The sequence below is a fragment of the Acuticoccus sp. MNP-M23 genome (assembly GCF_031195445.1).
Lineage (GTDB): Bacteria > Pseudomonadota > Alphaproteobacteria > Rhizobiales > Amorphaceae > Acuticoccus.
The window spans coordinates 1455781-1482492 of sequence record NZ_CP133480.1 but is presented as its reverse complement, the minus strand read 5'-3'; the positions used below and the strand labels follow the sequence as shown (position 1 = coordinate 1482492).

27 protein-coding genes are annotated in these 26712 nt (G+C 66.6%); 5 read left to right on the top strand and 22 right to left on the bottom strand.

Annotated elements, in window-relative coordinates; genetic code table 11:
- Positions 1-2 precede the first annotated feature (2 nt).
- Positions 3-1811 (bottom strand): type VI secretion system tip protein TssI/VgrG, encoded by a 1809-nt coding sequence (locus tag RDV64_RS07045; RefSeq protein WP_309198562.1) that lies wholly within the window; start codon positions 1809-1811, stop codon positions 3-5.
- 177 nt (positions 1812-1988) lie between these two features.
- Positions 1989-2771: an SDR family oxidoreductase gene (locus RDV64_RS07040; RefSeq protein WP_309198561.1), complete on the bottom strand. Its 783-nt coding sequence runs from the start codon at positions 2769-2771 to the stop codon at positions 1989-1991.
- 471 nt (positions 2772-3242) lie between these two features.
- Here RDV64_RS07040 and RDV64_RS07035 point away from each other — a divergent pair, with 471 nt between their 5' ends.
- Positions 3243-3452 (top strand): cold-shock protein, encoded by a 210-nt coding sequence (locus RDV64_RS07035; protein WP_309198560.1) that lies wholly within the window; start codon positions 3243-3245, stop codon positions 3450-3452.
- A 92-nt stretch (positions 3453-3544) separates the two neighbouring features.
- Here the strand turns inward: RDV64_RS07035 and rocF are convergent, their stop codons facing one another.
- The 8 genes from rocF to RDV64_RS06995 all read right to left on the bottom strand — a co-directional run bounded on the left by rocF (position 3545) and on the right by RDV64_RS06995 (position 11282).
- Complete coding sequence (gene rocF, locus RDV64_RS07030) at positions 3545-4459, bottom strand: arginase (RefSeq protein WP_309198559.1); 915 nt, start codon at positions 4457-4459, stop codon at positions 3545-3547.
- A 123-nt stretch (positions 4460-4582) separates the two neighbouring features.
- The gene (locus tag RDV64_RS07025) at positions 4583-5374 is read right to left on the bottom strand and encodes an ABC transporter ATP-binding protein (protein ID WP_375143796.1); all 792 of its coding nucleotides are present in this window, start codon (positions 5372-5374) and stop codon (positions 4583-4585) included.
- Positions 5362-6429 carry a dihydrodipicolinate synthase family protein gene (locus RDV64_RS07020; protein WP_309198557.1) on the bottom strand — a complete coding sequence of 356 codons (1068 nt, stop codon included), beginning with the start codon at positions 6427-6429 and terminating at the stop codon, positions 5362-5364. Before RDV64_RS07020 ends, RDV64_RS07025 begins: the two co-directional genes overlap by 13 nt.
- Complete coding sequence (locus RDV64_RS07015; protein ID WP_309198556.1) at positions 6426-7259, bottom strand: GNAT family N-acetyltransferase; 834 nt, start codon at positions 7257-7259, stop codon at positions 6426-6428. The genes RDV64_RS07020 and RDV64_RS07015 overlap by 4 nt, the downstream gene beginning before the upstream one ends.
- A complete protein-coding gene (locus tag RDV64_RS07010) occupies positions 7246-8301 on the bottom strand; it encodes an NAD(P)-dependent oxidoreductase (RefSeq protein ID WP_309198555.1) in 1056 nt (351 codons plus the stop codon). The genes RDV64_RS07015 and RDV64_RS07010 overlap by 14 nt, the downstream gene beginning before the upstream one ends.
- Complete coding sequence (locus RDV64_RS07005) at positions 8298-9704, bottom strand: amidase (RefSeq protein ID WP_309198554.1); 1407 nt, start codon at positions 9702-9704, stop codon at positions 8298-8300. The genes RDV64_RS07010 and RDV64_RS07005 overlap by 4 nt, the downstream gene beginning before the upstream one ends.
- The gene (locus RDV64_RS07000; RefSeq protein ID WP_309198553.1) at positions 9701-10549 is read right to left on the bottom strand and encodes an ABC transporter permease; all 849 of its coding nucleotides are present in this window, start codon (positions 10547-10549) and stop codon (positions 9701-9703) included. The genes RDV64_RS07005 and RDV64_RS07000 overlap by 4 nt, the downstream gene beginning before the upstream one ends.
- 70 nt (positions 10550-10619) lie before the next feature.
- Positions 10620-11282, bottom strand: a complete 663-nt coding sequence (locus tag RDV64_RS06995; RefSeq protein WP_309198552.1) for a TetR/AcrR family transcriptional regulator — start codon at positions 11280-11282, stop codon at positions 10620-10622.
- A gap of 148 nt (positions 11283-11430) precedes the next feature.
- Between RDV64_RS06995 and RDV64_RS06990 the strand changes: the two genes are divergently transcribed.
- A complete protein-coding gene (locus RDV64_RS06990) occupies positions 11431-12417 on the top strand; it encodes an ABC transporter substrate-binding protein (protein ID WP_309198551.1) in 987 nt (328 codons plus the stop codon).
- 100 nt (positions 12418-12517) lie between these two features.
- On the opposite strand, the gene infC is transcribed toward RDV64_RS06990, so the two are convergent.
- Together infC and RDV64_RS06980 are read right to left on the bottom strand one after the other, a co-directional pair.
- Positions 12518-13063 (bottom strand): translation initiation factor IF-3, encoded by a 546-nt coding sequence (gene infC, locus RDV64_RS06985; protein WP_309199447.1) that lies wholly within the window; start codon positions 13061-13063, stop codon positions 12518-12520.
- Positions 13064-13156: 93 nt separating this feature from the next.
- A complete protein-coding gene (locus tag RDV64_RS06980; RefSeq protein WP_309198550.1) occupies positions 13157-14338 on the bottom strand; it encodes a glycosyltransferase family 4 protein in 1182 nt (393 codons plus the stop codon).
- Positions 14339-14409: 71 nt separating this feature from the next.
- Here RDV64_RS06980 and RDV64_RS06975 point away from each other — a divergent pair, with 71 nt between their 5' ends.
- Complete coding sequence (locus RDV64_RS06975; RefSeq protein ID WP_375143795.1) at positions 14410-15165, top strand: alpha/beta hydrolase; 756 nt, start codon at positions 14410-14412, stop codon at positions 15163-15165.
- Here the strand turns inward: RDV64_RS06975 and ccoS are convergent.
- The 4 genes from ccoS to ccoG form a co-directional block, all read right to left on the bottom strand.
- Positions 15162-15341, bottom strand: coding sequence for a cbb3-type cytochrome oxidase assembly protein CcoS (gene ccoS / locus RDV64_RS06970; protein WP_309198548.1), 180 nt, complete (start codon positions 15339-15341; stop codon positions 15162-15164). The two genes, RDV64_RS06975 and ccoS, sit on opposite strands and share 4 nt — an antisense overlap.
- Positions 15338-17545 carry a heavy metal translocating P-type ATPase gene (locus tag RDV64_RS06965; RefSeq protein WP_309198547.1) on the bottom strand — a complete coding sequence of 736 codons (2208 nt, stop codon included), beginning with the start codon at positions 17543-17545 and terminating at the stop codon, positions 15338-15340. Before RDV64_RS06965 ends, ccoS begins: the two co-directional genes overlap by 4 nt.
- A gap of 123 nt (positions 17546-17668) precedes the next feature.
- Positions 17669-18133 (bottom strand): FixH family protein, encoded by a 465-nt coding sequence (locus tag RDV64_RS06960; protein ID WP_309198546.1) that lies wholly within the window; start codon positions 18131-18133, stop codon positions 17669-17671.
- Entirely contained in the window at positions 18130-19674 is a 1545-nt protein-coding gene (gene ccoG, locus RDV64_RS06955; RefSeq protein WP_309198545.1) for a cytochrome c oxidase accessory protein CcoG, read from the bottom strand. Before ccoG ends, RDV64_RS06960 begins: the two co-directional genes overlap by 4 nt.
- Positions 19675-19803: 129 nt before the next feature.
- Here ccoG and RDV64_RS06950 point away from each other — a divergent pair, with 129 nt between their 5' ends.
- A complete protein-coding gene (locus tag RDV64_RS06950) occupies positions 19804-20520 on the top strand; it encodes a 3-keto-5-aminohexanoate cleavage protein (RefSeq protein WP_309198544.1) in 717 nt (238 codons plus the stop codon).
- 92 nt (positions 20521-20612) lie between these two features.
- Here the strand turns inward: RDV64_RS06950 and ccoP are convergent, their stop codons facing one another.
- The 6 genes from ccoP to RDV64_RS06920 form a co-directional block, all read right to left on the bottom strand.
- The gene (ccoP, locus tag RDV64_RS06945; RefSeq protein WP_309198543.1) at positions 20613-21491 is read right to left on the bottom strand and encodes a cytochrome-c oxidase, cbb3-type subunit III; all 879 of its coding nucleotides are present in this window, start codon (positions 21489-21491) and stop codon (positions 20613-20615) included.
- Positions 21488-21727 carry a cbb3-type cytochrome c oxidase subunit 3 gene (locus RDV64_RS06940; RefSeq protein WP_309198542.1) on the bottom strand — a complete coding sequence of 80 codons (240 nt, stop codon included), beginning with the start codon at positions 21725-21727 and terminating at the stop codon, positions 21488-21490. The genes ccoP and RDV64_RS06940 overlap by 4 nt, the downstream gene beginning before the upstream one ends.
- Positions 21724-22503 carry a cytochrome-c oxidase, cbb3-type subunit II gene (ccoO, locus tag RDV64_RS06935; protein ID WP_309198541.1) on the bottom strand — a complete coding sequence of 260 codons (780 nt, stop codon included), beginning with the start codon at positions 22501-22503 and terminating at the stop codon, positions 21724-21726. The genes RDV64_RS06940 and ccoO overlap by 4 nt, the downstream gene beginning before the upstream one ends.
- A 4-nt stretch (positions 22504-22507) precedes the next feature.
- Positions 22508-24127 carry a cytochrome-c oxidase, cbb3-type subunit I gene (gene ccoN, locus RDV64_RS06930; RefSeq protein ID WP_309198540.1) on the bottom strand — a complete coding sequence of 540 codons (1620 nt, stop codon included), beginning with the start codon at positions 24125-24127 and terminating at the stop codon, positions 22508-22510.
- Between the two features lie 180 nt (positions 24128-24307).
- The gene (locus RDV64_RS06925) at positions 24308-25051 is read right to left on the bottom strand and encodes a Crp/Fnr family transcriptional regulator (RefSeq protein ID WP_309198539.1); all 744 of its coding nucleotides are present in this window, start codon (positions 25049-25051) and stop codon (positions 24308-24310) included.
- A gap of 151 nt (positions 25052-25202) precedes the next feature.
- Positions 25203-25907 carry a DUF2927 domain-containing protein gene (locus RDV64_RS06920; protein WP_309198538.1) on the bottom strand — a complete coding sequence of 235 codons (705 nt, stop codon included), beginning with the start codon at positions 25905-25907 and terminating at the stop codon, positions 25203-25205.
- Positions 25908-26063: 156 nt separating this feature from the next.
- Here RDV64_RS06920 and RDV64_RS06915 point away from each other — a divergent pair, with 156 nt between their 5' ends.
- Positions 26064-26705 carry a DNA-3-methyladenine glycosylase I gene (locus RDV64_RS06915; protein WP_309198537.1) on the top strand — a complete coding sequence of 214 codons (642 nt, stop codon included), beginning with the start codon at positions 26064-26066 and terminating at the stop codon, positions 26703-26705.
- Positions 26706-26712: the final 7 nt, after the last annotated feature.

The window sequence follows — 26712 nt, the reverse complement described above, 5'->3', positions numbered from 1 at the left end:
TCTTAATTCAATTTGATGATGGCGCCATTAATCTTGATCATGCCCGCGGCCTTAATATCAATGCCGCTTGGCGTCAGCTCGATCTTACTGGAGCCCACCTTGAAGGTCATCTTCATCCCCGCCTCGATGGTGATGCTCTGCCCGGCCTTCACCTCCTGATTTCGCGCGATGTCCACCGTCTGGCTGCCGGTGTCGAGCGTGAGTGCGTCGTCGCCCTTCTTCAGCGTGGTCTCTCGGGATGTACCTGCGGTGAACTTCTCGCCAATCTCGCGGGTCTCGCTGTTGAGAATGACGATGTTCATGTCTTTCTGGGCGTGGATGCCGATTTCCTCGGAGTCCTTCTTGTCCTCCAGAACAATCTCGTTGTAACCGGAACCGCCCTTGGACGAGTTCGACTTGATGCCGCCTTTGGTCTTGTTGGCCGGCAAGTCGTAGGGGACGGTCTTTTCGGCGTTGTAGACGGTGCCGACCACCAGCGGCTGGTCCGGGTCGCCCTCCAGATACTCGACGACCACCTCTTGGCCGATGCGCGGGATCATGATGGCGCCCCAGCCCTTGCCGGCCCAGGCCTGTGCCACGCGCACCCGGCGCGACTGGTCCTTCTGCCTGTCCCAGTGGAACTGTACGAGGATGCGGCCCTCCGCGTCGACGTCGATCTCCTCGCCGCTGGCGCCGACCACCTTGGCCGTCTGCGGGCCGCGGACGATGGGTTTGGGGGTGCTGCGCGGCGCGCGAAACTGCCGGTCGCTCGGCTGCAGCTCGTAGGCGCCGTTGTAGGGGTCGCGGCCATCGCCGGCGCTGGCCGTGGAGCGGTAGTCCTGCGCCTCAAACGTGTGACGGCAGCCGACCACCAGATACTCGATGTTCTCGCTGTCCTGCGGATGGTTCTTGAGCCTGACGAGCCCGCCCGGATAGGCGGCCGGAACGTCCCCCACCGCCTTTCGGCGCTTGTCGCCAGCCTGCTCTGCCTCCAGGCGTACCTTGGCAAAACGGTTGCCGTCGCCGGTCTCGGTATAGCGGCCCGGGTAGTCGTAGATCTCCAGCCCGTCGTTGGTGTAGCCGGAGGGATTGTTGTGGGAGGTCTCCATCTGCGCGCTGGGCTTGCCATAATCGTAGTCGTTCAGCGCAACCTTGCCGGCACTGAAACTGCGGGCTGCGGTCAGGTCCAGAAAGGACTCAGAATCGGTGCGGATGCCCACCAGCCGGTCCACAAACAGGATGTCGGGCAGGTTCGGCACGGGCGTGTGGGACGACTTGGCGTCCGCCAGGATCAGCTTGTGCCCCATGTCGCTGTGCTCGAAGAAATAGTAGATGCCGTCTTCTTCCATCAGGCGGCAGACGAAATCGAGATCGCTCTCGCGGTACTGGACGGTGTATTCGCGGGGCGGGTAGCTCTCGGTGAGCTTCAGCGTGAAATCGCTGAAGCCATGCTTGCCGAACACGTCCTCGATGATCTGGGGCGTCGTCTTCTTGTGGTAGATCCGGCTGTCGCTGGTGCGCGACAGGAGCCAAAGCCACGGCCGCAGGACGATACGGTAAAGGTTGTGGCTGTCGCTCTCGCCCAGCCAGTCGGCCCCCACCATAATGCCGGAGAAATTCCGCGCGGTGGTCTTTCCGTGCAGCGACAGCGTGCAGTTCTTGCCGATGGCGCCGTCAAAATCCACCGGGTTCTTGTCACCGATCGCTTCCACCGAGAACTCGAACAGGGTGCTGAGGCCTTCCGTGCCATCGAAGCGGACGGCGTTCAGAACGTCCTTGCCCAGCGGTGTCTTCAGCTGCGCGACGCGCTGATCCTGCGTGGGAGTGGCCATGGCAACGCCTTTAATTAATGTTCAATAAAAGTTACGTCGTAAAAAGTACTCCGAAAACATGGTTGGCGGCAGCGGCAAGAACAAGGCCGCGCGTGCGAATACAATATTCGAGCTGAAGCTCCTGCGTGAAATTCGGCAGCCGCGCCAGTGTATTGGCGCGACTGCCATAATGCTGGCTCAGCCCATGGTGGAGTTGAACGCACCACCATCGAGGAGCACGTTCTGGCCGATCATGAAGCCAACATGCTCGGAGCACAGGAACGCGCAGACCTTGCCGAATTCCTCTGCCGTGCCGAAGCGGCCGCGCGGGTTGGCGGCCTGCGCCTGCGCACGGGCCTCTTCAAGGGTGATGCCCTGGCTCTTGGCAGCGCCTGTGAGCATCCCCTTGATCCGGTCGGTATCGTGCTGGCCGGGGAGGATGTTGTTCATGATGACGCCGTGCTGGGCCACCTGCCGCGCGGTGCCGGCCACAAAGCCGGTCAGGCCTGCGCGCGCGCCGTTGGAGAGGCCGAGGCGGCCGATCGGCGCCTTCACCGATCCGGACGTGATCGACACGACCCGGCCCCAGCCGCGGTCGATCATTCCCGGCAACACGGCGGTGGCCAGAAGGATCGGCGTCAGCATGTTGGAGCGGAACGCGCCTTCCCACTCTTCGGCGCCCCAGTCGGACCACACGCCGGGGGGCGGTCCGCCGGCGTTGTTGATCAGAATGTCGGGCGCCGGCTCCGCCTCCAGCAGCGCAGCGCGGCCTTCGTCGCTGGTGACGTCGGCGGCGACAGTCTTCACATTTACGTTATACTTGGCGCGGATATCGTCTGCCGTCTGCTCCAGCGTTTCGGCGGTGCGTGCGTTCAGCACCAGATCGCAACCGGCTTCCGCCAGTGCTTCCGCGCTGCCACGGCCGAGCCCTTTTGACGAGGCGCAGACGATGGCCTTACGGCCCTTGATCCCTAAGTCCATTTGAGTTTCTCCTAAACCTACCTTGCGGATCGCATGGGAAGCTGCCGTACCGCAAGGTGGTCGCGCGGCAACGCGTCGCGAAACCTCTATGGGATCATAAAAACGGCTTCCATTTCGATTTGCGATGTGCATTCGTTGGGGTTGAGAACCAATTGGCGTTCCGCCCTTAGGGTGAATTCGCCGGACCGCGGCGGCAGCCGCGAACAGGGCCGCGGTGGCAATGCGGCGGCCCCTGGACGACGACGCTAACAGCCGCCTCGACGGCACTGGATCTAGAGCCAGCGGCGGAAGCGGCTGCGGCGGTGCGATGACAATCTGCGACCTTATTAAAACCAAGCGTGCCGTCAGGCGTTCATTTCAGAACGGCTGCTGGCGCGCGTTTTGCTGCGCAAGCCAGCGAGAAGGTCGTCACACGCTATTCGACGTTGGGTGAGGGCCTGGCGCGAAGGTACCGGGAGATAGGAGGCCGCTATGGCGCAAGGTACAGTGAAATGGTTCAATGGAACCAAGGGTTATGGGTTCATTCAGCCCGACGAAGGCGGGGCCGATGTGTTCGTTCACATTTCCGCCGTCGAACGCGCGGGCATGACTTCGCTGACCGAGGGACAGCGCGTTACGTTCGAGATGTTCAAGGATCCCAAGCGGGGCCGGACATCGGCTGAACAGCTGAAGGCAATCTAGGTCGGTCCCAGACCTTCAATCAACAATGCCGGGTGCCGGGGTGGGTCACACTCCGGCACCCCTTGGTGCCTGCGGTCGCTGAAGGGCGCCGGCTACCAGCTGCGGGTCGGACGGTCCATGATGGATCGACCGAACAGGCTGGCGGCCAGGTCGACCATCAGCGTCGCAGTGCGGCCGCGCTCATCCAGGAACGGGTTGAGCTCCACCAGATCGAGCGACCCGACGCGCCCGCTCTCGTGGAGCAGTTCCATCGCAAGATGCGCTTCGCGGAAGGTTGCACCGCCCGGCACCGTGGTGCCCACCGCCGGCGCGATGGCCGGCTCCAGAAAATCCACATCCAGGCTGACGTGGATGGGCGCGCCAGCCGCTTCCGCCTTCGCGATGGCGCCGCGCACCAGCACCCCCACGCCGTGCTCGTCCACGGCCCGCATGTCGTGGACCGTTACGCCGTGTTCGGTGAGGAGCGCCCGTTCGGCCGGGTCCACCGAGCGAATGCCGATCATGGTGATCTGCGAGGGGGGCAGCGGCGTGATCGGGCCGCCATAAATGAGGTCGGCGCCTTCGAGGCCCGCTGCGATGGCCACTGGAATGCCGTGGAGGTTGCCGCTCTGCGTGGTGCGGATGGTGTGAAAATCGGGGTGGGCATCCAGCCAGACGATGTGCGTTGCGGGCGCATGATCCATCACACCGGCCAGCGACCCGGCGGCGATGGAGTGATCCCCGCCCAGAAGGAGCGGGAACGCGCCGGACGCCAGCGTTTCGGCGACTGCGGTGCGGATCGCGCGGACCCAGCCCGCGGTCTCTCCCACATGGTGGGCGGGCAGATAGGGCGCATCGTTCATGTCGAGCGGGACGGGGGCAAGGTCGCGGTCCGCCGAGACAGTGTGGCCAAGGTCGGACAGCGCCTCCACAAGGCCGGCCGTGCGCAGCGCTGCGGGGCCCATCAGGCAGCCGCGCCGGTAGGTCCCGGACTGGGTAGGCGCGCCGAGAAGTGCAATATTGGCCAAATGAACGGTCCTCAGGATGCTTCGCAGACGGGCGCAGGGCGCCGCCACCTGTGGGCAGATGGCGCCCTGCGGGGGCTCAACTTCGCGGTTGCGGTGCCGTGAGGCAAGGCCGGTCCGCGGCGCTCAGTCTGCCGCGGCCTCGACCTCGAGGTTGAGGAGGCCGTAGATCCGGCGGGTGTATTCGCCGAAGCGTTCGTTTGTCTTCATCGACAGGGTACGCGGGTAGGGCAGCTCGATCGGGAAGACATCGGCCATGCGGGCGGGTCCTGCGGTGAGGACCGCGCAGCGTGAGCCCAGAAAGACGGCTTCCTGGATCGAGTGGGTCACGAACAGGATGGTTTTTTGCGACCGCTCCCAGATCTTCAGCATCTCGAGGTTCATCTTCTCGCGCGTGAGGGCATCCAGCGCACCGAAGGGTTCGTCCATCAGGAGGAGCTTCGGATCGTGGATGAGGGCGCGGGCGATGGCTGCGCGCTGCTGCATGCCGCCCGACAGCTCGTAGGGGTAGCTGTCCTCGAACCCCGAAAGGCCCACCATGGCGAGGAGATCGCGCGCCCGTTCCCGCGCCTCCTTCATGGGCAAGCCGATGATTTCGGCCGGCAGGAGCACGTTGTCGATGATCCTGCGCCACTTCAGGAGCAGCGCCTGCTGGAACACCATGCCCACATCGCGGCTGGGGTCGAGCGGAGCGCCGGGCGCGCCGATCGCGACGGTCCCGCCATCCGCCTTGATGAGGTCGGCCAGAATTTTCAGAACGGTGGACTTGCCGCAGCCGGACGGACCCACGAGGGAGACGAAATCGCCCTCGTGCACGTCCATGGTCACGTCGGACACGGCAAGAACGTCCCTGTCCCGGCCGCGATAGATCTTGTGAACGCCTTCCAGGCGGATGAGAGCGTCGGTCATGCCAGCCACCTTTCAAGATTGCGGGCGACAAATTCGTCGTCGGTGAGGTGCGGGTAGGTCGTGGCCACGCGCGAGATTTCGTCCGCCTGGCCGGGGCTGAGCCGCTCGCCGGGCGACAGGCAGCGCACCGCATCCAGAAGGCCCTGCCGGCGCAGCACCTCGTGGCAACCCGCAATGGCGCCCTTGAAGCCGTTTGCCACATCAAAGAGCGCTGCGTTGCAGTCGGTCACCTGGGGGTCGAGCGCCAACAGGTCGGCGGTCACCACGCTTTCGGCGGATGCGGCGCGGCAGCGCGCATGGAGCGCCACGGCGGCTTCGGTCCAGACCGACCAGTGGCCGAGAAGGCCGCCCCGGATGCGCAGGGTCACGAAACCGCCGTCACGCGCGATGGCGTAGGGGGCGATCAGGTCGCCGACGATGTGGTCGTCATTGCCGGTGTAAAGGGTGACGCGGTCTTCCGCCCGCGCGGCGGCGACACCGCGCACAACGTCCAGCGTGGCGTAGCGGTTGAACGGCGCCATCTTGATGCCGACGACATTTTCGATGGCGGCAAAGCGGCGCCAGAATTCGAACGGCAGCGCGATCCCGCCCACCGCCGGCTGAAGATAGAAGCCGAACAGCGGCATTTCGCGGGCGACCACTTCGCAGTGGTCGATCATCTCGTCGACGCTGGCGTCCTTCCACGCGGCAAGGCTCATCAGCCCGGCGTGGTAGCCGAGGCTGCGCGCAATCTGCGCTTCGGCCACGGCCTGGCGGGTGCGGCCGACGAGGCCGGCCACCTTGACGAGCGGACGGTCGCTCCACGCATCGGCGCTTTCCGAGGCAAGGGCGAGAACGTCCTCGTAAAGGCCATGCTCGCGGATCTCGAACTGCGTGGTGTGGACGCCAACGGCAAGGCCGCCGGCACCAGCGTCGATATAATAGCGGGTCAGCGCGCGCTGGCGCTTTGTGTCGATGCCCATGGCGGGGGAGAGCGCCAGCGGGTGCGCGGGGATGACCGTGCCTTCGCGCAGGAGCGTGAGCACGGGAGCCGGAATGTCGGTGAAGTGCATGGCGTTGGTCATCCAAGTTCCGGGCCGGCGGCGGCGTGGGTGAGGGAGTGGTTGCCGGGCAGGGGGTCTGCCCCACGGGCCATGCGCGCAAACGGCCGCTGCGGGGTGAAGCCTGCTGCCCGAAGCGTCGCGCCAAGCGCTGGCTGATCGTCGAACGCATCCACGATGACGGGGCCTTCAATTTGGGCGAGGGCGGTGTGCAGGAGGGCGTTCGCGGCGGCAGGGCTGGCAGCGGTGAGCGGCCCGAGATGCGTGGCGTTGCGGCCCGCGCGCGCCAGGAGAAAGCCGTCCTTTGCCTCCCGCGCGAAGGCCGGTGCGCCGGGCCGGGCCAGAAGGTCGGCCAGCACGCCGCGCCGGTCGAGCCCGAAGCTGCTCCGGTCCATTGCGCAAATCCAGTGCAGATCATCCGGCCGGGCAGGCCGTACGCTCGCCGCTGCATCGCCCGCGTGCCAACCGGTGCCTTGCCACCGGGTCAACTGTCGCAGCGGCTGAAAGCCCATGGTGCGGTAGACGGCCTCCCCGGCGGGCGTGGCGTCCAGAGCCGGGCGGGCACCGGCGCGCTCCAGTGCGGCGGCGGCGGTCTCCACAAGCCGGGTCGCGAGACCTTGCCTGCGGGCCGCAGCGGTGACCAGCACCATGCTGATCCACCCCACCGGACCGTAGGGAAGCGCAACGGCACTGGCGACGAGGCGCCCATCCGCTTCGAAGCCGAAGCCCAGACCAAGGCGCAGCATCATCAGCCAGTCGGCCTCGAGCTGGTTCCAGCCGGCCTCGTTCGACAACGGAAGCGCACGGCCGGCATCGAACGGGCCAAGGGAGAGCGGGCGATCAATAACGGCCATCGCGACGCTCGAATTTTGTGGGTTTGTCGAGGCTCGGCATGTCGCGCGCCACCCAGTCGGCGACCCAGTCCATCATGGTTGCCAGCGGCACCTCGGGGTAGCCGAACAGGCTGAACGCATGGGCCGAGTTGTTGAGCCACGCGTCCGGCGAGGGGGTGCCGGTGAACGCCGGCTCCCGGCCGAGGCGGGCGCCAAGCTCGGTCGCCAGCCACGCCACCGACAGCGTTTCGGGACCGCTGACATTGAGCGGCGCAGTCGGCGTTGTGGCATGGGCGAGGGCCCGCAGCGCGTAGCGGTTGGCATCGCCCTGCCAGATGACGTTGACGTGGCCGGTGCCAAGGTCGATGGCGCGGCCGGCCTTGATGGCGCTGGCAAGGTCGTGAAGGACGCCGTAGCGAAGGTCGATGGCATAGTTGAGGCGGATGAGGCGGCCCGGCGTGCCGTGGACATTGGAGAAGTGCTGGAACATCCGCTCCCGGCCCACGCAGGACTGGGCGTATTCGCCGGGGGCGTCGGGCGCCAGCGCCTCGGTGGCCCCGCCGCTCGTCACGGGCACGAAAGGGTAGACGCAGCCGGTGGAGAAGGCGGAGATCCGCGCGTTCGGGAAGGCTTCGGCCACGAGGCCGGGGAGGTAGGCGTTCATGGCCCAGGTCAGCCCCTGATTGCCGGACGAGCCGAACTTGTGCCCGGCCATGAAGACGATGTTCTTCGCCTGCGGGAGCTTCGCCAGCGCCGCCCTGTCGAGAAGATCGGCCTTGATGGTTTCCACGTCCGCCGCGTCAAGCACCGCGCGGCTAGCGGGGTCGCTGAACCGCGCAACGCCGATCACCCGGCGGCCGGGCACCGCGCGCCGCGCCATTCGCGCCAGGCTGGGGCCGACCTTGCCGGCAACGCCCAGCACCATGATGTCGCCGTCCAGCGCCTCGAGGTCACGCGCGGTTGCCGCGTCCGGGCGGGACAGAAGCTCCTCCAGCGTCTCGATGTCGGCGACGGTATTCGGCAGGGCGCCCACCTTGCTATCCGGGGCTTCAATGGCAGTCATCGGGTGGTCTCCGGAAGGCTGGGGCGGTGCTGGCGCCAGGGGCTGGCGATCTCGAAGGCGCGTGCGGCCTGAAGGACCGCAAGGTCGGCGTGGGGCGGCCCAACGATCTGCAGGCCCACCGGCAGGTTTGCCGCCGTAAAGCCGCAGGGCACCGAGGCGGCGGGCTGGCGGGTGAGGTTGAACGGCACGCAGAAGCTCGTCCAGCTGTAGCGGGTGTGGCCCGCGGGCCGCTCGATCCCGGCTGAAAACGGTGGCACGGCAAGCGTTGGCGAAAGGATGAAGTCGTATGTCTGATGGAGGGCGATCATGGCGCGGCCCAGTTCGGCGCGTGCCATCTCGGCTTCCATATGCGCCATCAGGTCCGCGCTCTGGCTGTCCTCGATCTCGGCAACCACGTCGGGGTCCATGAGCGCCATCTGTTCGGGGCCGAAATTGCGGAAGGCGAAGGCGGTGAAGCCACGCCGCAGCTTCGTCATCAGCGGGGCGGGGTCGTCCATGATCTGCTCCACCCGGTCCACCGTCGCGCCGGCCCCTGCGAACACGGTTGCAGCCGCCTCCGCCAGAGCCGCCACCTCGGGGTCGACGTCGGCAAAGCCGAAGGTGGGGCTGTAGGCGATGCGCCAGCGTGCGGGGTCTGCGTCCAGCTGCGATGCGTAGGGCGCCGGGTCGTAGATGGCGGCGGTCCAGTCGCGCGGGTCGGGCCGGGCGATGGCCTCCAGCATCCGCGCGGCGTCTTCCACCGTCCGCGTGATGGGGCCGAAGCCGACCAGCGAGGCAAGCGGCGTCGGCGGATAGGTGGGCACCCGGCCGCCAGAGGGTTTCAGGCCGAAGACGCCGGAAAAGCTCGCCGGAATGCGGATGGAGCCGCCGGCATCGGTGCCCAGCGCCAACGGCCCCATGCCGGCGGCCACCGCGGCCGCGGCCCCGCCGGAGGAGCCGCCCGGTGTCATCGACACATCCCACGGGTTGCGGGTGATGCCGGTGAGCGGGCTGTTGGTGATGGGCTTGAAGGCGAATTCGGGCGTGGTGGTCTTGCCCAGAAGAACGGCGCCGGCTTCGCGCAGGCGTGCGACGGCCGGGCCATCCTCGTCCCAGGGGCCAGCGGGGTCGATGGTGCGCGACCCCCGCAGGGTCGGCCAGCCGCGCGTGAGCACCAGATCCTTGATGGAGACGGGCACCCCGTCGAGGCTGCCCGACTGGGTGCCGTTCCGCCAGCGCGTTTCGGCGTCCCTTGCCGCCGCGCGGGCGGCCGGATCATCGACGAGGCAGAAGGCGTTGAGCGCCGGATTGTGGCGTTCGATCTGCGTCAATGCCGCGTCCGTCGCCTCCACTGGCGAGAGGGTGCCGGCGGCGTAGGCGGCCGTCAGCTCGGCGGCGCTGAGAAATGCGACTTCGGCCGTCACGCTGGCGCCCCGTCCAGCCGCGCGTCCTTCACCACCAGCAGCATTTCGAGCAGGACCACCAGCCCGTAAAGGACGATGCCCAGAAGGCTGAGGAGGATCACCGCCATGAACATGGCCGCCGTGTCGAGCGTGGATTGCACCTGGATCATCAGGTAGCCAAGGCCCTGGCTGGAGGCGACGAACTCGCCCACGATCGCGCCCGCCACGGCGAGGATGGCGCCGACCTTCATGGCCGAGAAGATGTAGGGGAGGGCGCCGGGCAGCTGGATCTTGCGGAACACCTGCCAGCGGCTGCCCTTGAGGGCGCGCACCAGATCCAGAAGGTCGGGCTCCACTTCGCGCAGGCCGCGGGCGGTGGTGATGAGAATGGGGAAGAACGAAATGATGAACGCAAAGAATGTGTTGGTCCAGATTCCGTAGCCGAACCAGACCACCAGAAGCGGGCCCAGCGCCACCTTGGGCACCATGGAAATGGTGATGAACAGCGGAAACAGCGTGGCGCGCAAAAGGCCGAACCACGAAAACAGCATGGCAAGCACCACCCCCACCGCAACGGCAATGCTGTAGCCGGCGAAGATCTCGAAAGCGGTCACCGCAATGTTGCTGCCCCACTGGTAGGTGGGCGAGGCGAGCGTTGCGACCGTTTCTGCCGGGGAGGGGAGAATGAAGGAAGGCACCCCGCCATAGGCGCTGGCGGTCCACCACGCACCCAGCACCGCCAGATGTGCGGCAATGGCCAGAAGCGTGGTTGTGGTGCCCTCGGGCAGGAGCGGCTGGCGGCGGCGGCGCGCCTCCGCCGCAGCGGCCATCGCAGCTTCGGCATTGGTGAGGCCGGATGCAGCCATTGAAGTTCCTCCGATGACGGCACATCTCAATCAACCGTTTGGTTGATTTTGTGGCGCGGCCGTGCCGCTGTCAACTCTCCGGGTCAGCCCGCAGCGAATTCATCACGAAGTCGATCACATGGGCGCGGCGCGCGGCGACGGCGGGCGGTTTGCCCAGCGGCTCCCCGAAGATGGCAGACAGGGTGTGGACGTTGCTGAAGTAGAAGAACCCCAGACCCGCAATGGAAATATACAGTTGGCGCGGGTCCACCCCGGTGCGGAAGAGCCCCGCCGCGCGCCCCGCATCCAGCGTATGGGCGATGCCTTCGATCAGCGCGCCGTGCAGGCCGGCAAGATGGTCCGCCTCGCGCAGGTGCCGCCCTTCGTGGAAATTCTCGTCCGCCAGGAGGGAAACGAATTCCGGGTTCTGGTGCAGGTAGTCGAACGAGAAGGCGATGAGCGCGCGCATGGCTTCGTCCGGCGCTTTCTGCGTCAGGTCGAGGGCGCGCTCCTTGGCGCGGATATCCACGTACACCGCGGTCAGAACCTCGCGGTAGAGCGCCTCCTTGGCACCGAAGTGGTGGTAGACGAGCTGCTTGTTGACGCCCGCCTTGCTCGCGATCTCGTCAATCCGCGCGCCCTCGAAACCGCGCCGGGCAAATTCCTGACGCGCGGCCGCCAGGAGAAGATCACGGCCGGACTTTCTCGGCTTGGCGGTTTTCTTGGGTTTTGCGGTGGTTTCGGGGTCGAGCACGTCCGTTCCTCAGCAAGCCGACTGTTCGCCGAGCGGTAGCACGACACAAAGAAATCAACCAAATGGTTGGGTGGTGTATTGACGATGTTTGCCGGTGGCGCCTAGCCTTCATCCCCGATGATTTTTGCACCGGGTCTGGGAGACTGACATGAGACAGTTCATCGTTGCGGGCGCCGCGGGCGCTCTTTCCTTGCTGAGTGTCAGCGCCAGTGCCGAGCCGTTGTCGCTCCTCCTCAACTGGACACCGGCAGCGGACCACGCACCCATCTATTATGCGCTCGACAATGGCCTTTACGAAGAGGCGGGCATCGAACTCACCGTGGAGCCCGGCAAGGGCTCCGGCATGGCCGCGCAGAATGTGGGCGTCGGTGCCAAATCGCTCGGGATTGCCGAACTTGGCACCGCGTTCCTCGCCAAGTCCAAGGGCGCGGATCTCGTGGCCGTCATGGCGATCTACGCAAATTCGCCGTTCACGCTGTACTGGCGCAAATCATCGGGCATCGAAGGCCCGGCGGACTTTGCGGGCCATACTCTGGGCAATCCCTCCGGCGACGCCGCACGGGTGATGTGGCCGGCTTTTGCCAAGGCAGCCGGCATTCCGGAAGACGGGGTGAGCTTCGTCAACATCGCGCCCGCAGCGAAGATCCCGACGCTGGCTGCCGGACGGGTCGACATCATCAGCGATTTCTACAACGGCCACGACCAGAAGATCGAAACGCTGGGCGATGATCTCGGCTCGCTGCGCTGGAGCGAGGTGGGGCTGAACCCCTATGGCAACTCGATCATCGTCAACGGTGAATTCCTGTCGGAAAACAAGGATATGGTCGCCAGATTCGTGGATGTGACGCAACAGGCGTACCGCACCTGCGCTGAAGACATCGAGCCGTGCATTGCGGCGCTGATGAACAACGCGAGCGGCCTCGACCATGATGCGATGGTGGCCCAGTGGGGCCGCATTGCCGAGCTGATGACCACCGAAGCGACGGTGAACGAGGCGCTCGGCTGGTTCGACCCGGTGCGCATTCAGGAAACCTACGACCTGGTGAACACCTATTTCGAGCTGGACGCCCCGTTCGATCCGGCGACCGCCTACACCAACGACTATCTGGATACCGCCATCAAGATGGTCGAATAGAAGCGCTGGCAACAGGCAGGACGAAAAAAGGGCCGCCCGGTGGGGCGGCCCTTTTGCAATCAATTCAGGATCGGCCTCGTCGCAGAGGCCGCTGTTCGGCTCAGCGCTGAACCGGCGCCAGCACCATGACCATCTGGCGGCCTTCGAGCTTGGGCTCGGCTTCCACCTTGGCAAATTCGCTCGTGTCGTCACGGACCTTGTTGAGAAGTTCCATACCGAGATTCTGGTGCGCCATTTCGCGGCCACGGAAGCGCAGCGTGACCTTGACCTTGTCACCACCGTCAAAGAATTTGCGGACGGCCTTCATCTTCACCTCATAATCATGAGAGTCGATGTTCGGGCGCATCTTGATTTCTTTGACCTCGAAGGTCTTCTGCTTCTTGCGGGCCTCGGCGGCCTTTTTCTGGGTCTGGAACTTGAAGCGGCCATAATCCAGGATCTTGCAGACCGGCGGATCGGAGTTCGGCGCGACCTCCACCAGGTCAAGCCCCTGCTCTTCGGCCAGCAGGACGGCATCTTCGGTTGTGAGGATGCCACGGTTCGAGCCGTCCGCGTCGACGAGCTGGACGCGGGGGACGCGGATATCGCGGTTGGTACGTGGGCCTTGCTTCAGGACGGGCTGAGGGGCGCGGTGTGGTCGGCGAATTGCAGTGTCTCCACTAATCGTTTTTCTGACATCGTAGCGTCTCGCAACCGGCCGATCAGAGTGTCTGACCGGACGCGAGCCGGGTTTCTTACCCTAATATAGCGCGGAAACGTCATCTTCCAAAAGAGAATGGTAGACGCCGAGCGTTTTGCGGTTCATCGCGTCGAGGGAAAAGTGGGTCAAAGCATGCGCCCGGCCCCTGATTCCTATGGTTTCGCGAATGTCGCGCGAGGTTTGTAGCGCGGAAAACAGCGCCTCCGCCAGTGCCGGGGCATCGCCGGGCGGAACGCGCCAGCCGGTGCGCCTGTCCCGCGGGACCTCCGGCGGCGCCAGAACCGTTTCGCGGACCGCACCATGGTCGGACACCACCACCGGCACACCGGCGGCCTGCGCCTCCACCGCGGCACGGCCGAATGCTTCGGGCTCCACCGACGGCACGACCGAAACGCTGGTAGCGGCCATGGCGCCCGGCACATCGCTCACATGGCCGACAATGCGCACCCGCTCGGTGAGCCCCATCGCCCTGGTCCTGGCAACCAGCCGCTCGCGGTAGCCGGTGCGGCCCTGGTCGTCGCCGGCCATCACGCACACAAAGGGGCGCGCATAACGCTCCTGGAGGATGGCGAGTGCGTCGAGCAACACCTCCTGCCCCTTCCACGGCGTCAGCCGGGCAAGGTGCAGGATCACCGGGTCGGCCGGCTCCACCTTCCATGCCTTGCGGAGCGCTGCTGCGCGGTCGCCGGCATCTTCCTCGAAGCTCGACAGGTCGATCCCGCGCGGGATGGTGATGATCCGGTCGGCCGCAAAGCGATGGCGCTTGCCGATCAGCGCGGCGGTGTAGGCCGAATTCGCGATCACGATGTCGCCGCGCGCCATCACCGAATTGTAGCGGTTCTTGATGGCGGTCTTTTCGTTGTAGGCCCCGTGATAGGTGGTCACCAGCGGCCGGTAGGTCCACGATGCGGCCCACAGCGCGGACCAGGCCGGCGCGCGCGAGCGGGCGTGAATGATGTCGACGTCTTCTTTCTCCATCAGCGCGGCAAGCCGGGCCGCGTTCCGCCTGAGGCCGAAGATCGCCTTGGTGGCAACGGGCATTTCCACATGCTCGGCCCCGGTCGCCAGGAGCTCGTCCACCATGCGCCCGCCTTCGGACACGACAATGGCGCGGTCCCCCTTGGCGACGAGCGCGGCGGCCACGTCGATCGTCGTTCGCTCCGCCCCGCCCGTTTCAAGGGATGGCAGGACTTGCAGGACGGTCATCGGCCGTGCGCTCATCCGGGTTCCTTCGCTGTTTGGCCGCCCGCTGCGGGTGCGTCCGCGATCCAGTAGCAGAGAGTTCTAGGGGAATGGTTGACATGAGTCCGCAACGAATTGGCTCGGGCGCTGACGAGATTGCCGTCGAGATAACGCCCGGCAAAGGCCCGCCGATCCTCTGGCTCGGCGGCTTTCGCTCCGACATGACGGGCAGCAAGGCGTTGCGGCTGGCGCAGTGGGGCGCCGAAAAGGGCCGCAAGGTGGTGCGGTTCGACTATCGCGGTCACGGTGCCTCCAGCGGCACGTTCGAGGATTTCGTCCTGTCCGACTGGCTGGCGGACGCCGAGATGGTGATGGGCCGCTTCTGCGATGAGGCGCCCGTTGCGGTGGGCTCTTCCATGGGCGGCTGGATCGGCCTGTTGCTCGCAAAGGCGTGCCTGGCGCGCGGTCGGCCGCTGGCGGGCCTTGTGCTGATTGCCCCTGCCGCCGACTTTACCGAGCGGCTGATGCTGCCCCGCCTGCCGGAGGCTGCCCGCAAGACGCTCGCCGAAGAGGGCCGCGTCGACATCCCGTCGAACTATGACGCGCCCTATACGGTGACGGCGCGGCTGTTCGAGGATGGCCGCCAGCACCTTCTTTATACCGATGACATGATCGACGTGGGCTGCCCGGTGCACATCCTGCAAGGGGTGGAGGACGACGCCGTTCCCTACGGGCACACGCTGGAGCTGGTGGAGCGGCTGGCCCACGACGATGTGGTGCTGACCCTTGTGAAGGATGGCGACCATCGCCTCTCCCGCGAGGCGGACCTTGCACGCCTGATCGCGGCGGTGGAGGGCCTTGTCTAGTCGGTCCTGTGCCGCCTCGGCGGAGATGGTGCCGGCGGGCGGTCTTCCCCCAGAATGCGGTTGGCGGCACCGTCCATATCCTCGAACTGGTCGGTGCGGATGCACCAGAAGAACGCCCCGAGCCCCACAAGGCCCAGGAAAAGTGCTGCCGGCACCAGAATGACGAGAATGTTCATGCCGCAACCGGGATGCTGGCGCTGGGTGCTGTCTGGCGCGGGGGCACGGTCCGGGCCGGGCGCGGGGTCAGGCGCAGGGCGTTGAGGGTGACGAGGATCGACGACGTGCTCATCGCCACTGCGGCCACCAGCGGCGAGGCGAGGCCCAGCACCGCCAGCGGGATCGCCACGGCGTTGTAACCGGCGGCAATGGCAAAATTCTGCAAGATGAAACGGTGGGCCCGGCGGGCGGTCGCGATGGCCTCCCATGCCTCGGCAAGGTTTCCGCCGGTCATCACCACATCGGCTGCGGTGCGAGACAGGTCGGACGCGTCGGCCGGGGCGATGGAGGCATAGGCCGCCGCAAGGGCCGGGCCGTCGTTGAGGCCGTCCCCCACCATCAGGACGCGTTCGCCGGCAGCGCTGCGCCGTGTCAGGCAGGTGAGTTTCGCTTCGGCAGACATGCCGGCCGTCCAGTCCTGAACGCCCAGCGTCTCGGCCACGGCGCTGACCCTGTCGGCGCTGTCGCCGGAGAGGATGCTGACGGCAATGCCCGCGGCCCTAAGTTCGGCGACCAGCGCCTGTGCCCCCTCCCGCAAGCGCTCGACGACCGGCAGCGCAACCGGGGCGTCGTTGCCTCGCTGGAACACCAGCCCCTCGCCGCCGCCGGAAGCGCCGAGGTACACCGGCGCCCCGTCGATGGTGCCCCGCACGCCGCGCCCGCGCTCCTCGGCCACCGCGGCAACCGATGGCAGCGAAAGCCCCCGGTGCACCGCTGCTTCGCGCACCGCCCGCGCAACGGGGTGGGTGGAGTGACGGGCAAGCGCGGCTGCCGCGGCGAGGGCTGCTGCGGGAATGTCGGCCTCCGGGTCGAGGGCCGGGGTGGTCAGCGTGCCGGTCTTGTCGAAGGCGGCGGCGGTCACGTCCTTCAACCGTTCCAGCGCGCCGCCGTCCTTCAAAATGAGGCCGCGGCGAAAAAGCCGGTCGGACGCCGCGACCTGGACGGCCGGCACCGCCAGGCCCAGCGCGCACGGGCAGGTGATGATCAGCACCGCAATGGCCGTTGCCACGGCAAAGCCGGGCGAGGCGCCGGCAACCAGCCAGCCTGCCAGCGTGAGCGCTGCCAGAAGGTGCACGGCGGGCGCGTAGATCCGCGCGGCACGGTCGGCAATGCGGGCGGGGCGTGAGCGGGTTTCCTCTGCGGCGCGTTGCAGGTCGGCAAGGCGGGTGAGGAAACTATCAGCCGCAGGGCGGGTCGCGGCAAGGCGCAACGGGCCGGACAGCGCCAGCGCGCCGGACAGGATTTCGGCCCCGGCCGCAATGGTGACCGGGCGGCTCTCGCCCGTTGCCAGCGAAAGGTCGACCGCGGCGGCGGCGTCCAGCGTGCCATCCACCGGAATGCGCTCGCCCGCGGCAATCTCCAGCACCATGCCGGGCCGCACATCGCAAAGCGGCATGGGGACGGTCGATCCGTCCGCGCCGAAAACGTGCGCGGTGGCGGGCGCTATGGCGGCAAGTTGGCGGACCGAGGCGCGCGCGCGCTCGCGCATCATGTGGTCGAGGACGCGGCCGGCCAGAAGGAAGAACGTGAGCGTGATCGCCGCATCGAAGTAGGTTTCGCCGTCGCCAGCCACGGTGCGCGCCAGGCTGAGCCCGGCCGCCAGCACGATGGCGAGCGCAATGGGCACGTCCATGTTGAGCCGGCCGCCGCGCAAGGCCCGCAGCGCCGAACGAACGAAGGGCCGAGCGGCGTAGGCCAGCGCCGGCAGCGCGATCAGCGCCGAGAACCAGTTGAAGAACGCCGCCGTGCTGTCCGCAGCGCCGGACCAGACCGAGACGGAGAGAAGCATCACGTTCATGGCGGCAAACCCGGCAACGCCAAGGGCGCGGATCAGGGTCCGGCCTTCCTCGTCGCGGATCGGCTGATCCAGCGGGGTGAGGCTGTAGCCGAGTTCGCGCACGGCCGCGACGGCGTTTGCGGGCGACGACGTGCCGTCCCATGAAAGGGTGAGCGTGCGGCGGGTAAAGTTCACCCGGCCCCCGACGCCATCGCCTGCAGCAGCCACGGCATCCTCGATCCGCCCGATACAGGCCGCGCAGCTGATCTGCGGCGCGTGGAGCGTCAGACTGTATCCGCCGTCTGTCCGGCGCACCGCGGCATCCATTTCCGGCGAAAGGCCGGTGGATGGTGCCACCTGCGCGCGGAAATCGCCGCAGCAGCTCATCGCGGCAATATCCGCATCAACAAGGCAGGAGGGGCGGGGGCCGCGGGGCGGTGGGCGATGATGTAGGTTTTCAGCCGGGCAAGGCACAACTGGCAGGCCAGCGGCGGGCTGCGCCGCACGCCGCTACTCATGAACATCGGCGACCAGCCGCCAGCTCAAGGTCTCCTCGCCGGTGCCGACGGCCACGGTGATGGCCCAGCGGCCGGGCGGCAGCGTCTCCGGCGCCACCAGCACGTTTCCCTCACGCCGCAGCGGGAGGACGAATGGGGCGCCATCGGCCGGCATTGCTTCTATGCTGGCCTCCTCGGCCACGGCCAGCGGGCGGCCGAGCGCGTCGCGCGCATCCACCATCACGCGGCCATTCTCGGCGGTGAGGGCGATGGACCACTCCCGCGCATCCGCAATCTTTCGTGCCGCTTCGTCGCGCGCATAATCGATGGAGGCGACATAGCCGTTCTTGGCCACAAGGCCGGTCCAGCTCGACGTGGCGAGTACCGCCATCGAGAGGTTCACGACAATCACCGTGCCGAAGAACATGAGCATGATGGCGAGCATGTGCCCACCGGTGAAGGGTCTGGTCGGGGTCATTGCGGCACCTCGAAAACGGCTGCGGTTTCGGACGATTCGCGGCCATTCATGTCAAACGTGCGGAACGAGAAGGGCTGCGGCGTTTCGCTCAGGTCGGCAGGGTCGGCTGCCACGAAGACGCGGAACTCACGCACGCTGTCCGGTTCGACGGGGACAGCGAAACGGCGCGCTGCGTCATGGGTGAAGTCCGGGCTCCACATCAGCCCGCCGGGAAGGCCGACGAGCCCGAAGTCGAACGTGCGCGGCGTCGGCTCCATGTTCAGCACCTTGACCGTGTAGCCGTTGCGCACCGAACCGTCGGAGAGCTGGACGAAGCGGGGGTTGCGGTCGTGGGCGACCGAAAGGTCGAGCCGGTCGCGCGCGATCACCGCAACCAGCATCGCGACGCCGATGAGCGACCACAGGCCGAAATAGACGAACACGCGCGGGCGCAACACTTCGCGCCAGCCCGGCAGCACCTGCTGGGCGCGCGCGATCTCCGCGCCATCGGTCGCGGCACGGGCGGTGTTGGCGGCATAATCGCCCAGTGTTGCGTAGGAGATCAGCCCGCGCGGTTTGCCGATCTTGTTCATCACGTCGTCGCAGGCGTCGATGCACAGGGCGCAGGTGATGCAGGGGAGCTGCTGGCCGTCGCGAATGTCGATGCCGGTGGGGCACACCGCGACGCAGGCGTTGCAGTCGATGCAGTCGCCCATCACGCGGCCCTCGGCCGCGCCGCGCTTCCTGTGGCGCGAGCGCGGCTCGCCCCGCCAGTCGTTGTAGGTGACGGTGAGGGAGTGCTCGTCCATCATTGCGGCCTGGATGCGGGGCCAGGGGCACATGTAGGTGCACACCTGCTCGCGCATCAGCCCGCCCAGCGTGTAGGTGGTGAAGGTGAGCACCGCCACCGTGCCGTAGGCGACAGGCGCCGCCTGCCCGCGCATGAACTGGCCGATGAGGGTCGGCGCGTCGGCGAAATAGAAGATCCACGCGCCGCCGGTCGCCACGGCAATCAGGAGCCAGATCCCGTGCACGGTGGTTTTCAGCCGGATCTTGTGGGCGCTCCACGGGCTATTGTCGAGCTTGATGCGGGTGTTGCGGTCGCCGATGACGAGGCGCTCGACCCAGACGAACAGGTCCGTCCACACCGTTTGCGGGCAGGCATAGCCGCACCACGCGCGGCCCACGGCGGAGGTGACGAGAAACAGCCCGACGCCCGCCATGATGAGCAGGCCCGCGACGTAGAAAAATTCCTGCGGCCAGATCTCGATGGGGCCGAAATAGAACCGGCGGCTGGCAAGGTCGACAAGCACGGCCTGGTTGGGCGCATAGGGGCCACGGTCCCACCGCAGCCACGGCGTGACGTAGTAGATCGTGAGCGTGATGCCCATGATCCACCATTTCAGCGTGCGGAACGTGCCGTGGACGCGGCGCGGGTAAATCGGCTCCCGGCCCTTGTAAAGCGATGCCTTCTTGCCGTTGTTGACGGCCGCAACATCGTATTGCGCGACCGGGGCGCCGGAAGCGGATGTGCCCTCGGTCTGGTGGAGGGTGGCAGGCATGGCCCTTGCCTTCGATCGTTCGAGAAGGACGGACCCTATGCCCCGCCTCGGGGCGGAGCGTTGATCGAGATCAACGACACCTGCGCCGGCTCGTCGCGGCAGGCGTGCTGACCGGAGAATGATTCGACCATGATTCAGGCCTGCCTCAATGGCGACCGCACCAAGCGGCAGAACCCCGCCGTTCCCGTCACCGTCGCCGAGCTTTCCGCCGAGGCGGTCGCCGCCTGCGCGGCGGGGGCGAGCGCGCTGCACCTCCACCCGCGCGGTGGGGACGGTGCCGAAACGCTTGCGCCCGAGCTTGTGGCGGCGTGCCTTGCGGCGGTGCGGGCGGCTGTCCCGGGGGTCCCCGTCGGGGTTGGCACCAGTGTCGGCATTGCGCCCGGCGGCGCGGCCCGGCTCCGCCATATCGCGGCATGGGAGACCCTGCCCGACTACGCGTCCGTCAACCTCAACGAGCCCGATGCGCCGGAAAACATGGCTCTGATGCGCCAGAAGGGAATCGGCATCGAGGCCGGCATCTGGACGCTTGGCGATGCCGAGCGCTTCGTTGCGCTGCCGCACCGCGATGAGTGCCTGCGCATTCTCATCGAGGTGATTTCACCGGACCCGGATGCGGCGCGCGCCGAATATCATGCCATCACCGGGGTGCTGGATGGCGCGGGGGTGACACGGCCCCGGCTCCTCCACGGCCTCGACGGCAGCGCGTGGGCCATGATCGCAGAAGCGGGACGGGACGGCCTCGACACCCGGATCGGTCTTGAGGACGCGCTCCTGATGCCGGACGGCACCCCCGCCCCCGGCAATGCCGCAATGGTGACGGCGGCGCGTGCCCTCTATCGCGCCTGAGCTTCGGCCGACTATGAACCGGCCCCCTCGCCATTAAAAAAGGACGGTGCCTTGCGACACCGCCCTTTTCCCATTCGCGAACCTGGTGGCGCCTACTCGCCGCCGCCCAGCGCGTGCACGTAGATTGCCAGCTTCTTGCGCGTCGCCTCGTCGAAGCGTTGCGCCCAGGGGGGCATCACGCCCATGCGCGGGCTCGTCACCTGCGCCATGATGTCGGCGTGGTCGGAGCCGTAGAGCCAGATCGCATCGGAGAGACGCGGGGCACCGAGGAGGTGGTTGCCGCCGCCATCGGCACCGTGGCAGGCCACGCACTGGGTGGCGAAGGTCTGCGCGCCGCGTTCCGCTGCCGCCTCGTCGTGCTCCAGGCCGGAGAGGGAACGCACATAGTCGGCAACGTCGGAGATCTGCTGCTGGTCGAGGATGCCGAGCGCGCCGTAGGCCGGCATGGCCGAGTTGCGTGCCTCGGGGTCCTCTCCGTTACGCACGCCGTGGCTGATGGTCTTGTAGATGGCGTCCATCGTGCCGCCCCAGAGCCAGGAATCATCGTTGAGGTTGGGGTAGCCGAGCTGCTGGCTGCCCTGCGCGCCCGAACCGTGACACTGGACGCAGACGATCTTGAACGCCGAGGCGCCAGAGCGCTGGGCGTAGTCCATCAGCCCGGCGTCGGCGGCGATCTCCTCGAACGAACGGTTGGCGATCTCCGCGTCCATCTCGGCGCGGCTTTGCTCGATCGCCGTCATGTCGGCAACCAGCTCTTGCCGGCTCGACCATTTGAGCGCGCCGGGCCAGGCCCGCTCGATCAGCGGGATCGACGGGTAGGCGATGGTGTAACCAACCGCGAAGATGATGCAGGCGTAGAAGATGTAGAGCCACCAGCGCGGCAGCGGGTTATCCAGCTCGCGAATACCGTCCCATTCGTGGCCGGTGGTTTCGGTGCCCGTGGGCTCGTCGATGGGCCGCTTCGTGCTCACGTCTTTGTTCCCTTCTCATCGGGACGGTCGTCTGCGGGCCGTGCCGCCTTGATGTCGTTGATGGATTGATCGGGGCCGGCCGGGCTTTCCGGCGCATCGAGCGGAATGCGAGCTGCACGCTCGTACTCCTTGGTGGCACCGCGGCGGAACAGCCAGACGATGAGAATCACGAACAGAAGGGCCAGAAGAACGAGGCCCCAGGTGTCCGCGAAGGCGCGGAAATCGTGGTAGTTCATCGCCCGCTCTCCACTGGCTCGAAGGTCGAGAAATCCACCAGCGTGCCCAGCATCTGGAGGTACGCGATGAGCGCATCCATCTCGGTGGTCTCGCCGGGGTTGTTGTCGAAGTCGCGCGCATTCACCCGGTCGCCGTAGCGCTCGATCAGGCCTGCGGGGTCGCCGTCACCGGCCTGGGCCAGCATGTCGGCGGCGGCATTCTCGATCATCGCCTCGGTGTAGGGCACGCGCACCATCCGGTTGGTCGCCAGATCGGCCTGGATGACACTGGGGTCGACCTTGCGGTCCCTGAGGAAGCCGTATTTCGGCATGATGCTTTCCGGCACCACGGAGCGCGGGTCGGTCAGGTGCTGCCAGTGCCATGCGTCGGAGTAGCGCCCGCCGACGCGGGCAAGGTCCGGCCCGGTGCGTTTCGAGCCCCACTGGAACGGGTGGTCGTACATCGACTCCGCGGCCAGCGAGTAGTGGCCGTAACGCTCCACCTCGTCGCGGAACGGGCGGATCATCTGGCTGTGGCAGAGGTAGCAGCCCTCGCGCACATAGACGTTGCGGCCCGCCAGCTCCAGCGGCGTGTAGGGCCGCATCCCGTCCACCTTCTCGATGGTGTTGTTGACGTAGTAGAGCGGCGCGATCTCCACGATGCCGCCGATGGCGACAACGATGAAGGTCATGATCAGGAGGAGCGTGATGTTCCGTTCGAGCCGGCCGTGGTCGAAGAATTTCTTCTTCTGCGGCACTTCCGGCGGAGTGGGGGCGCCTGTTTCCGTTGCTGACATGGGGCTACTCCGCAGGCTGGAGGGCGGCGGCAGCGGCCGGCGTGCGCTCGGAGCGCATGCGGATCGTCTGCCAGACGTTGAAGGCGAACAGGATGCCGCCGGTGAGGTAGAGAACGCCGCCAAGGCCGCGGATCACGTAGTAGGGGAACAGCGCCGCCACGGTTTCGGCGAACGAATACACGAGGTAGCCGTCGGCATTGTACTCACGCCACATGAGGCCCTGCGTGACGCCGGAGATCCACATGGACGCGGCGTAGAGAACGATGCCCAGCGTCGCCAGCCAGAAGTGCCAGTTGACCAGCCGCAGCGAGTAGAGTTGCGGTTTGTGCCAGAGGACCGGCACCAGATAGTAGACCACGCCGAAGGTGATCATCCCGTTCCAGCCGAGTGCGCCGGAGTGGACGTGGCCGATGGTCCAGTCAGTATAGTGCGACAGCGAGTTGACGGACTTGATGGACAGCATCGGCCCCTCGAAGGTCGACATGCCATAGAACGCGATGGCCATCACCATCATCCGCAGGACCGGATCGGTGCGCAGCTTGTCCCACGCGCCGGACAGCGTCATCAGGCCGTTGATCATCCCGCCCCAGGACGGCATCCACAGCATGATCGAGAAGGTCATGCCGAGCGTCTGCGCCCAGTCGGGCAGGGCGGTGTAGTGGAGGTGGTGGGGACCTGCCCAGATGTAGAGGAAAATCAGCGACCAGAAGTGGACGATGGAAAGCCGGTACGAATACACCGGCCGCTCCGCCCGCTTGGGGACGTAGTAGTACATCATCGCAAGGAAGCCGGCGGTGAGGAAGAAGCCGACGGCGTTATGGCCGTACCACCACTGGGTCAACGCATCCTGCACACCCGAATAGATGATGTAGGACTTGGAGCCGAACCACGAGACCGGCACGGCGAGGTTGTTGACCACGTGCAGCATCGCGATGGTGACGATGAAAGCGAGGTAGAACCAGTTGGCGACGTAGATGTGCGGCTCCTGCCGGCGCACCAGCGTGCCGAGAAACGAGATGAGGAACGCGACCCAGACGATGGTGAGCCACAGGTCCACGTACCATTCCGGCTCGGCATATTCCTTGGACTGGGTGACGCCCATCAGGTACCCGGTGGCCGCCAGAACGATGAAGATCTGGTAGCCCCAGAAGATGAACCAGCCCATCGTCTCGCCGCCGAACAGACGGGCCCGGCAGGTGCGCTGGACCACGTGCATCGTGCTGGCGATGAGGATCGATCCGCCGAACGCGAAGATCACTGCCGAGGTGTGCAGCGGGCGCAGCCGGCCGAAATTGAGCCAGGGTTCGAGGTTGAGATCGGGGAAGGCGAGCTGAAAGGCGATCAGCGTGCCGGCCGCAAACCCGGCCACGCCCCAGAAGACGGTGGCGATCACGCCGGCGCGGATCGGCCCGTCGACGTAGCCGCTTTCGTCGGGTTTGGGGGCAACCAGCTTGCCGGCTGCGTTCCAGTTGAGACTGCGCGCATTCACCACCACAACGGCGATCGCGAGCACTGCCAAAAGCCACATATGCGTGGCAAAGGCGCTGTCGCGGGCGAATGCGGCGGCCACCACCGCCAGAAGGGTGATGGCGCCGAAAATCGGGATCAGCGCGACGTTGCCCATGAAGAGACCTTTTCGCTACGAGCCCAGCCGGGAGGTGCGCGCATGCCAGAGGGCACGCGCCGCCTGCGGCGGGCGCTTCGAGTTCGAGACAGGCTCTTGGGTAGAAGGCGCGTGCGGCCGATGCCTTGACCAAAGTCAACGACGGGCCGTGCGGGCAGCCTTAGGAGACGTTTGTGGCGATCAGGTTTCGCTGCCGCCGGCTGCGGCGACGAGATCAGACAGGCGATCGATCGAGAAGAGGCGGGTCTCGTCGAAGCTGATGATGCCTGCTTCGCGCAGGGCGGTGAGCCTGCGGCTTACCGTTTCGATGGTGAGGCCGAGGTAGGCGGCGATCTGCGCGCGGGTGATCGGAATTTCGACGCGGGCGCCATCGGTGAGCGGTGGTGCGGTGTGATGCCCGCAACCCACATCTGCCTGCCGTGTGGCGAGGCGCAACATAAAGGTGGCAACGCGCTCGGACGCGCTTTTCTGGCCGAGAAGGAGCATCCAGTCCCGCGCTTCCCGCAGGGCCCTGAAGGCATAGTCGGACACCGCGTGCTGCAATGCGGGAAAGTCGTCTGCCAGAGCGCCGAAGGTGGCGCGGTCGAAGGTGCAGACTGTGGCGGAGGTGATGGCCTGCACTGTCGTATCGGCAGCAGTGGCGCTGATGTTGCCGTGAAAGTCGGCGGGAAAGAGAAGCGAGACGATCTGCTCCCGGCCGTCGGGCAGGGTCTTTTTCTCGCACAGGATGCCGCTGGTGACGTTGCCGAACACATCGGTGTCGCCTTCGGTGACGATGATCTGCCCCGCGGAAAAGCTCCGCGGCCGGGAGATCCGGTTCAAGGCGCCAAGCTCGACCGGGTCCAGTTTGGCGCACAGGCTCCGGCTGCGGACGGCGCAACGGCTGCAAACGGGCGGCATCGCCGGGTATTCCATCGACGCCATCAATCAAACTCCCTCGGCGCTCGACCGGGGCGGCCGGTCGATGCGGCAAGTCATCTGGCTAGCACAGGCTTCCAGCGTACGCCTATGCAGCAGCCGGGACCCAGTGTCGCGCGTCGCTGCCAGCTCCGGGCCGGCACGGCAAATCTGCCGGTCAGCGCAGATAGCCGAGATCGGCGAGCGCGCGGGGCAGGGCGCGGTGCGCCTCGGTCCCGGTCATGCCCGGATGGATCGACGGGTGATAGAGAACGTTGAGGATTGCCTCGTCGAACGCCGTGAACGTGGTGTGGTGCGAGGTGTCGTTGAACACGCTTTGCGACAGGCCGGGGTTGTCGTTCATGGGGCCGAGGCCCTGCAGCACTTCTTCCACCAGACAGCGGGAAAACAAGTAGTCGTCATCGCCGATGATGACGGCGACAGAGCTCTTGATGCGCCCGCGGTCGGTGGTGACGCCGACGAGGCAGCGCGCATTCATGGCCACAGCATCGGCGCGCAGTTCGCGCGAGACGACGGTGGCGAAATCTTCTGCCCGCACGATGAGGACACGGAAATTGGCATCGCGGACCCGAGCCACACGGGTGCTGCGGAAATTGCCGATCCGGCGGGGGAGGCTGTCCAGAAAGGCCTTTGCTGCGGGCATCCGCGCCTGACCCGAAAGGTCGGCCACATGGAAGCGCACCGGCGTCACGAACCGCTTCACCCGCTGGGCATCAACGTGGCCGCCATACTCCAGCCCGAACACCGTATCGAAGAACCCGCGGCTGATCTCGCGTGCCGTGGAGGTCCGCATCTCGCCGGGCGTCGCTGAGCCTGCACTTGCGATGCAAAGGATGAGTGCTGCGATGAAACTCTTGAGCATCGGCCGTTTCCGCCTGTTGCGCTGCGTTGTTGAGCCTCATGGTAACGGTCGTGGGCATTTATGGAATGCCAGTTCGTAACATTTGGTTAACCACATCGCGGCAGACCCCGTTAACGCTGTTGCGGTGGCCCGGCCGCCGCCGACCAGGAGCGCCCCATGGCTGACGATCGCGCCGCCCGCACCGGCCTGACCACCGCGCCGGACGGCAAGCCGCGTTGCGCCTGGCACGGTGGGCAGGCGGACTATGTCGCCTACCATGACGTTGAATGGGCGCGGCCGGTGGGCAGCGACACGCGCCTCTTCGAGAAGATCTGCCTTGAAGGCTTCCAGTCCGGCCTGTCGTGGCTGACGATCCTGCGCAAGCGGGAGAATTTCCGCCGTGCCTTTGCGGGGTTCGACATCGAGACGGTGTCGGCGTTCGGCGAGGCGGACGTGGCGCGGCTTCTGGCAGATGCCGGCATCGTGCGGCACCGGGGCAAGATCGAGGCGGCCATCAACAACGCGCGCGCTGCGGCAAGGCTGATCGAGGCGGAAGGGTCGCTGGCGGGGTATCTCTGGCGCCACGAGCCCGAACCCATGGAGGCGCCCGCCAGCTGGGAGGCGCTGTCCGCCCGCTCGATCCGGCCGGAAGCTGCCGCACTGTCAAAGGACCTGAAGAAGCGCGGCTGGCGCTTTGTGGGGCCGACGACCATGACGGCGCTGTTTCAGGCCGCTGGCCTCGTCAACGACCATATCGAGGGCTGCATCTGCCGCGCCTCCGTGGAGGCGGCGCGGGCCGAATTCGTGCGGCCCGGCTGACGGCAGC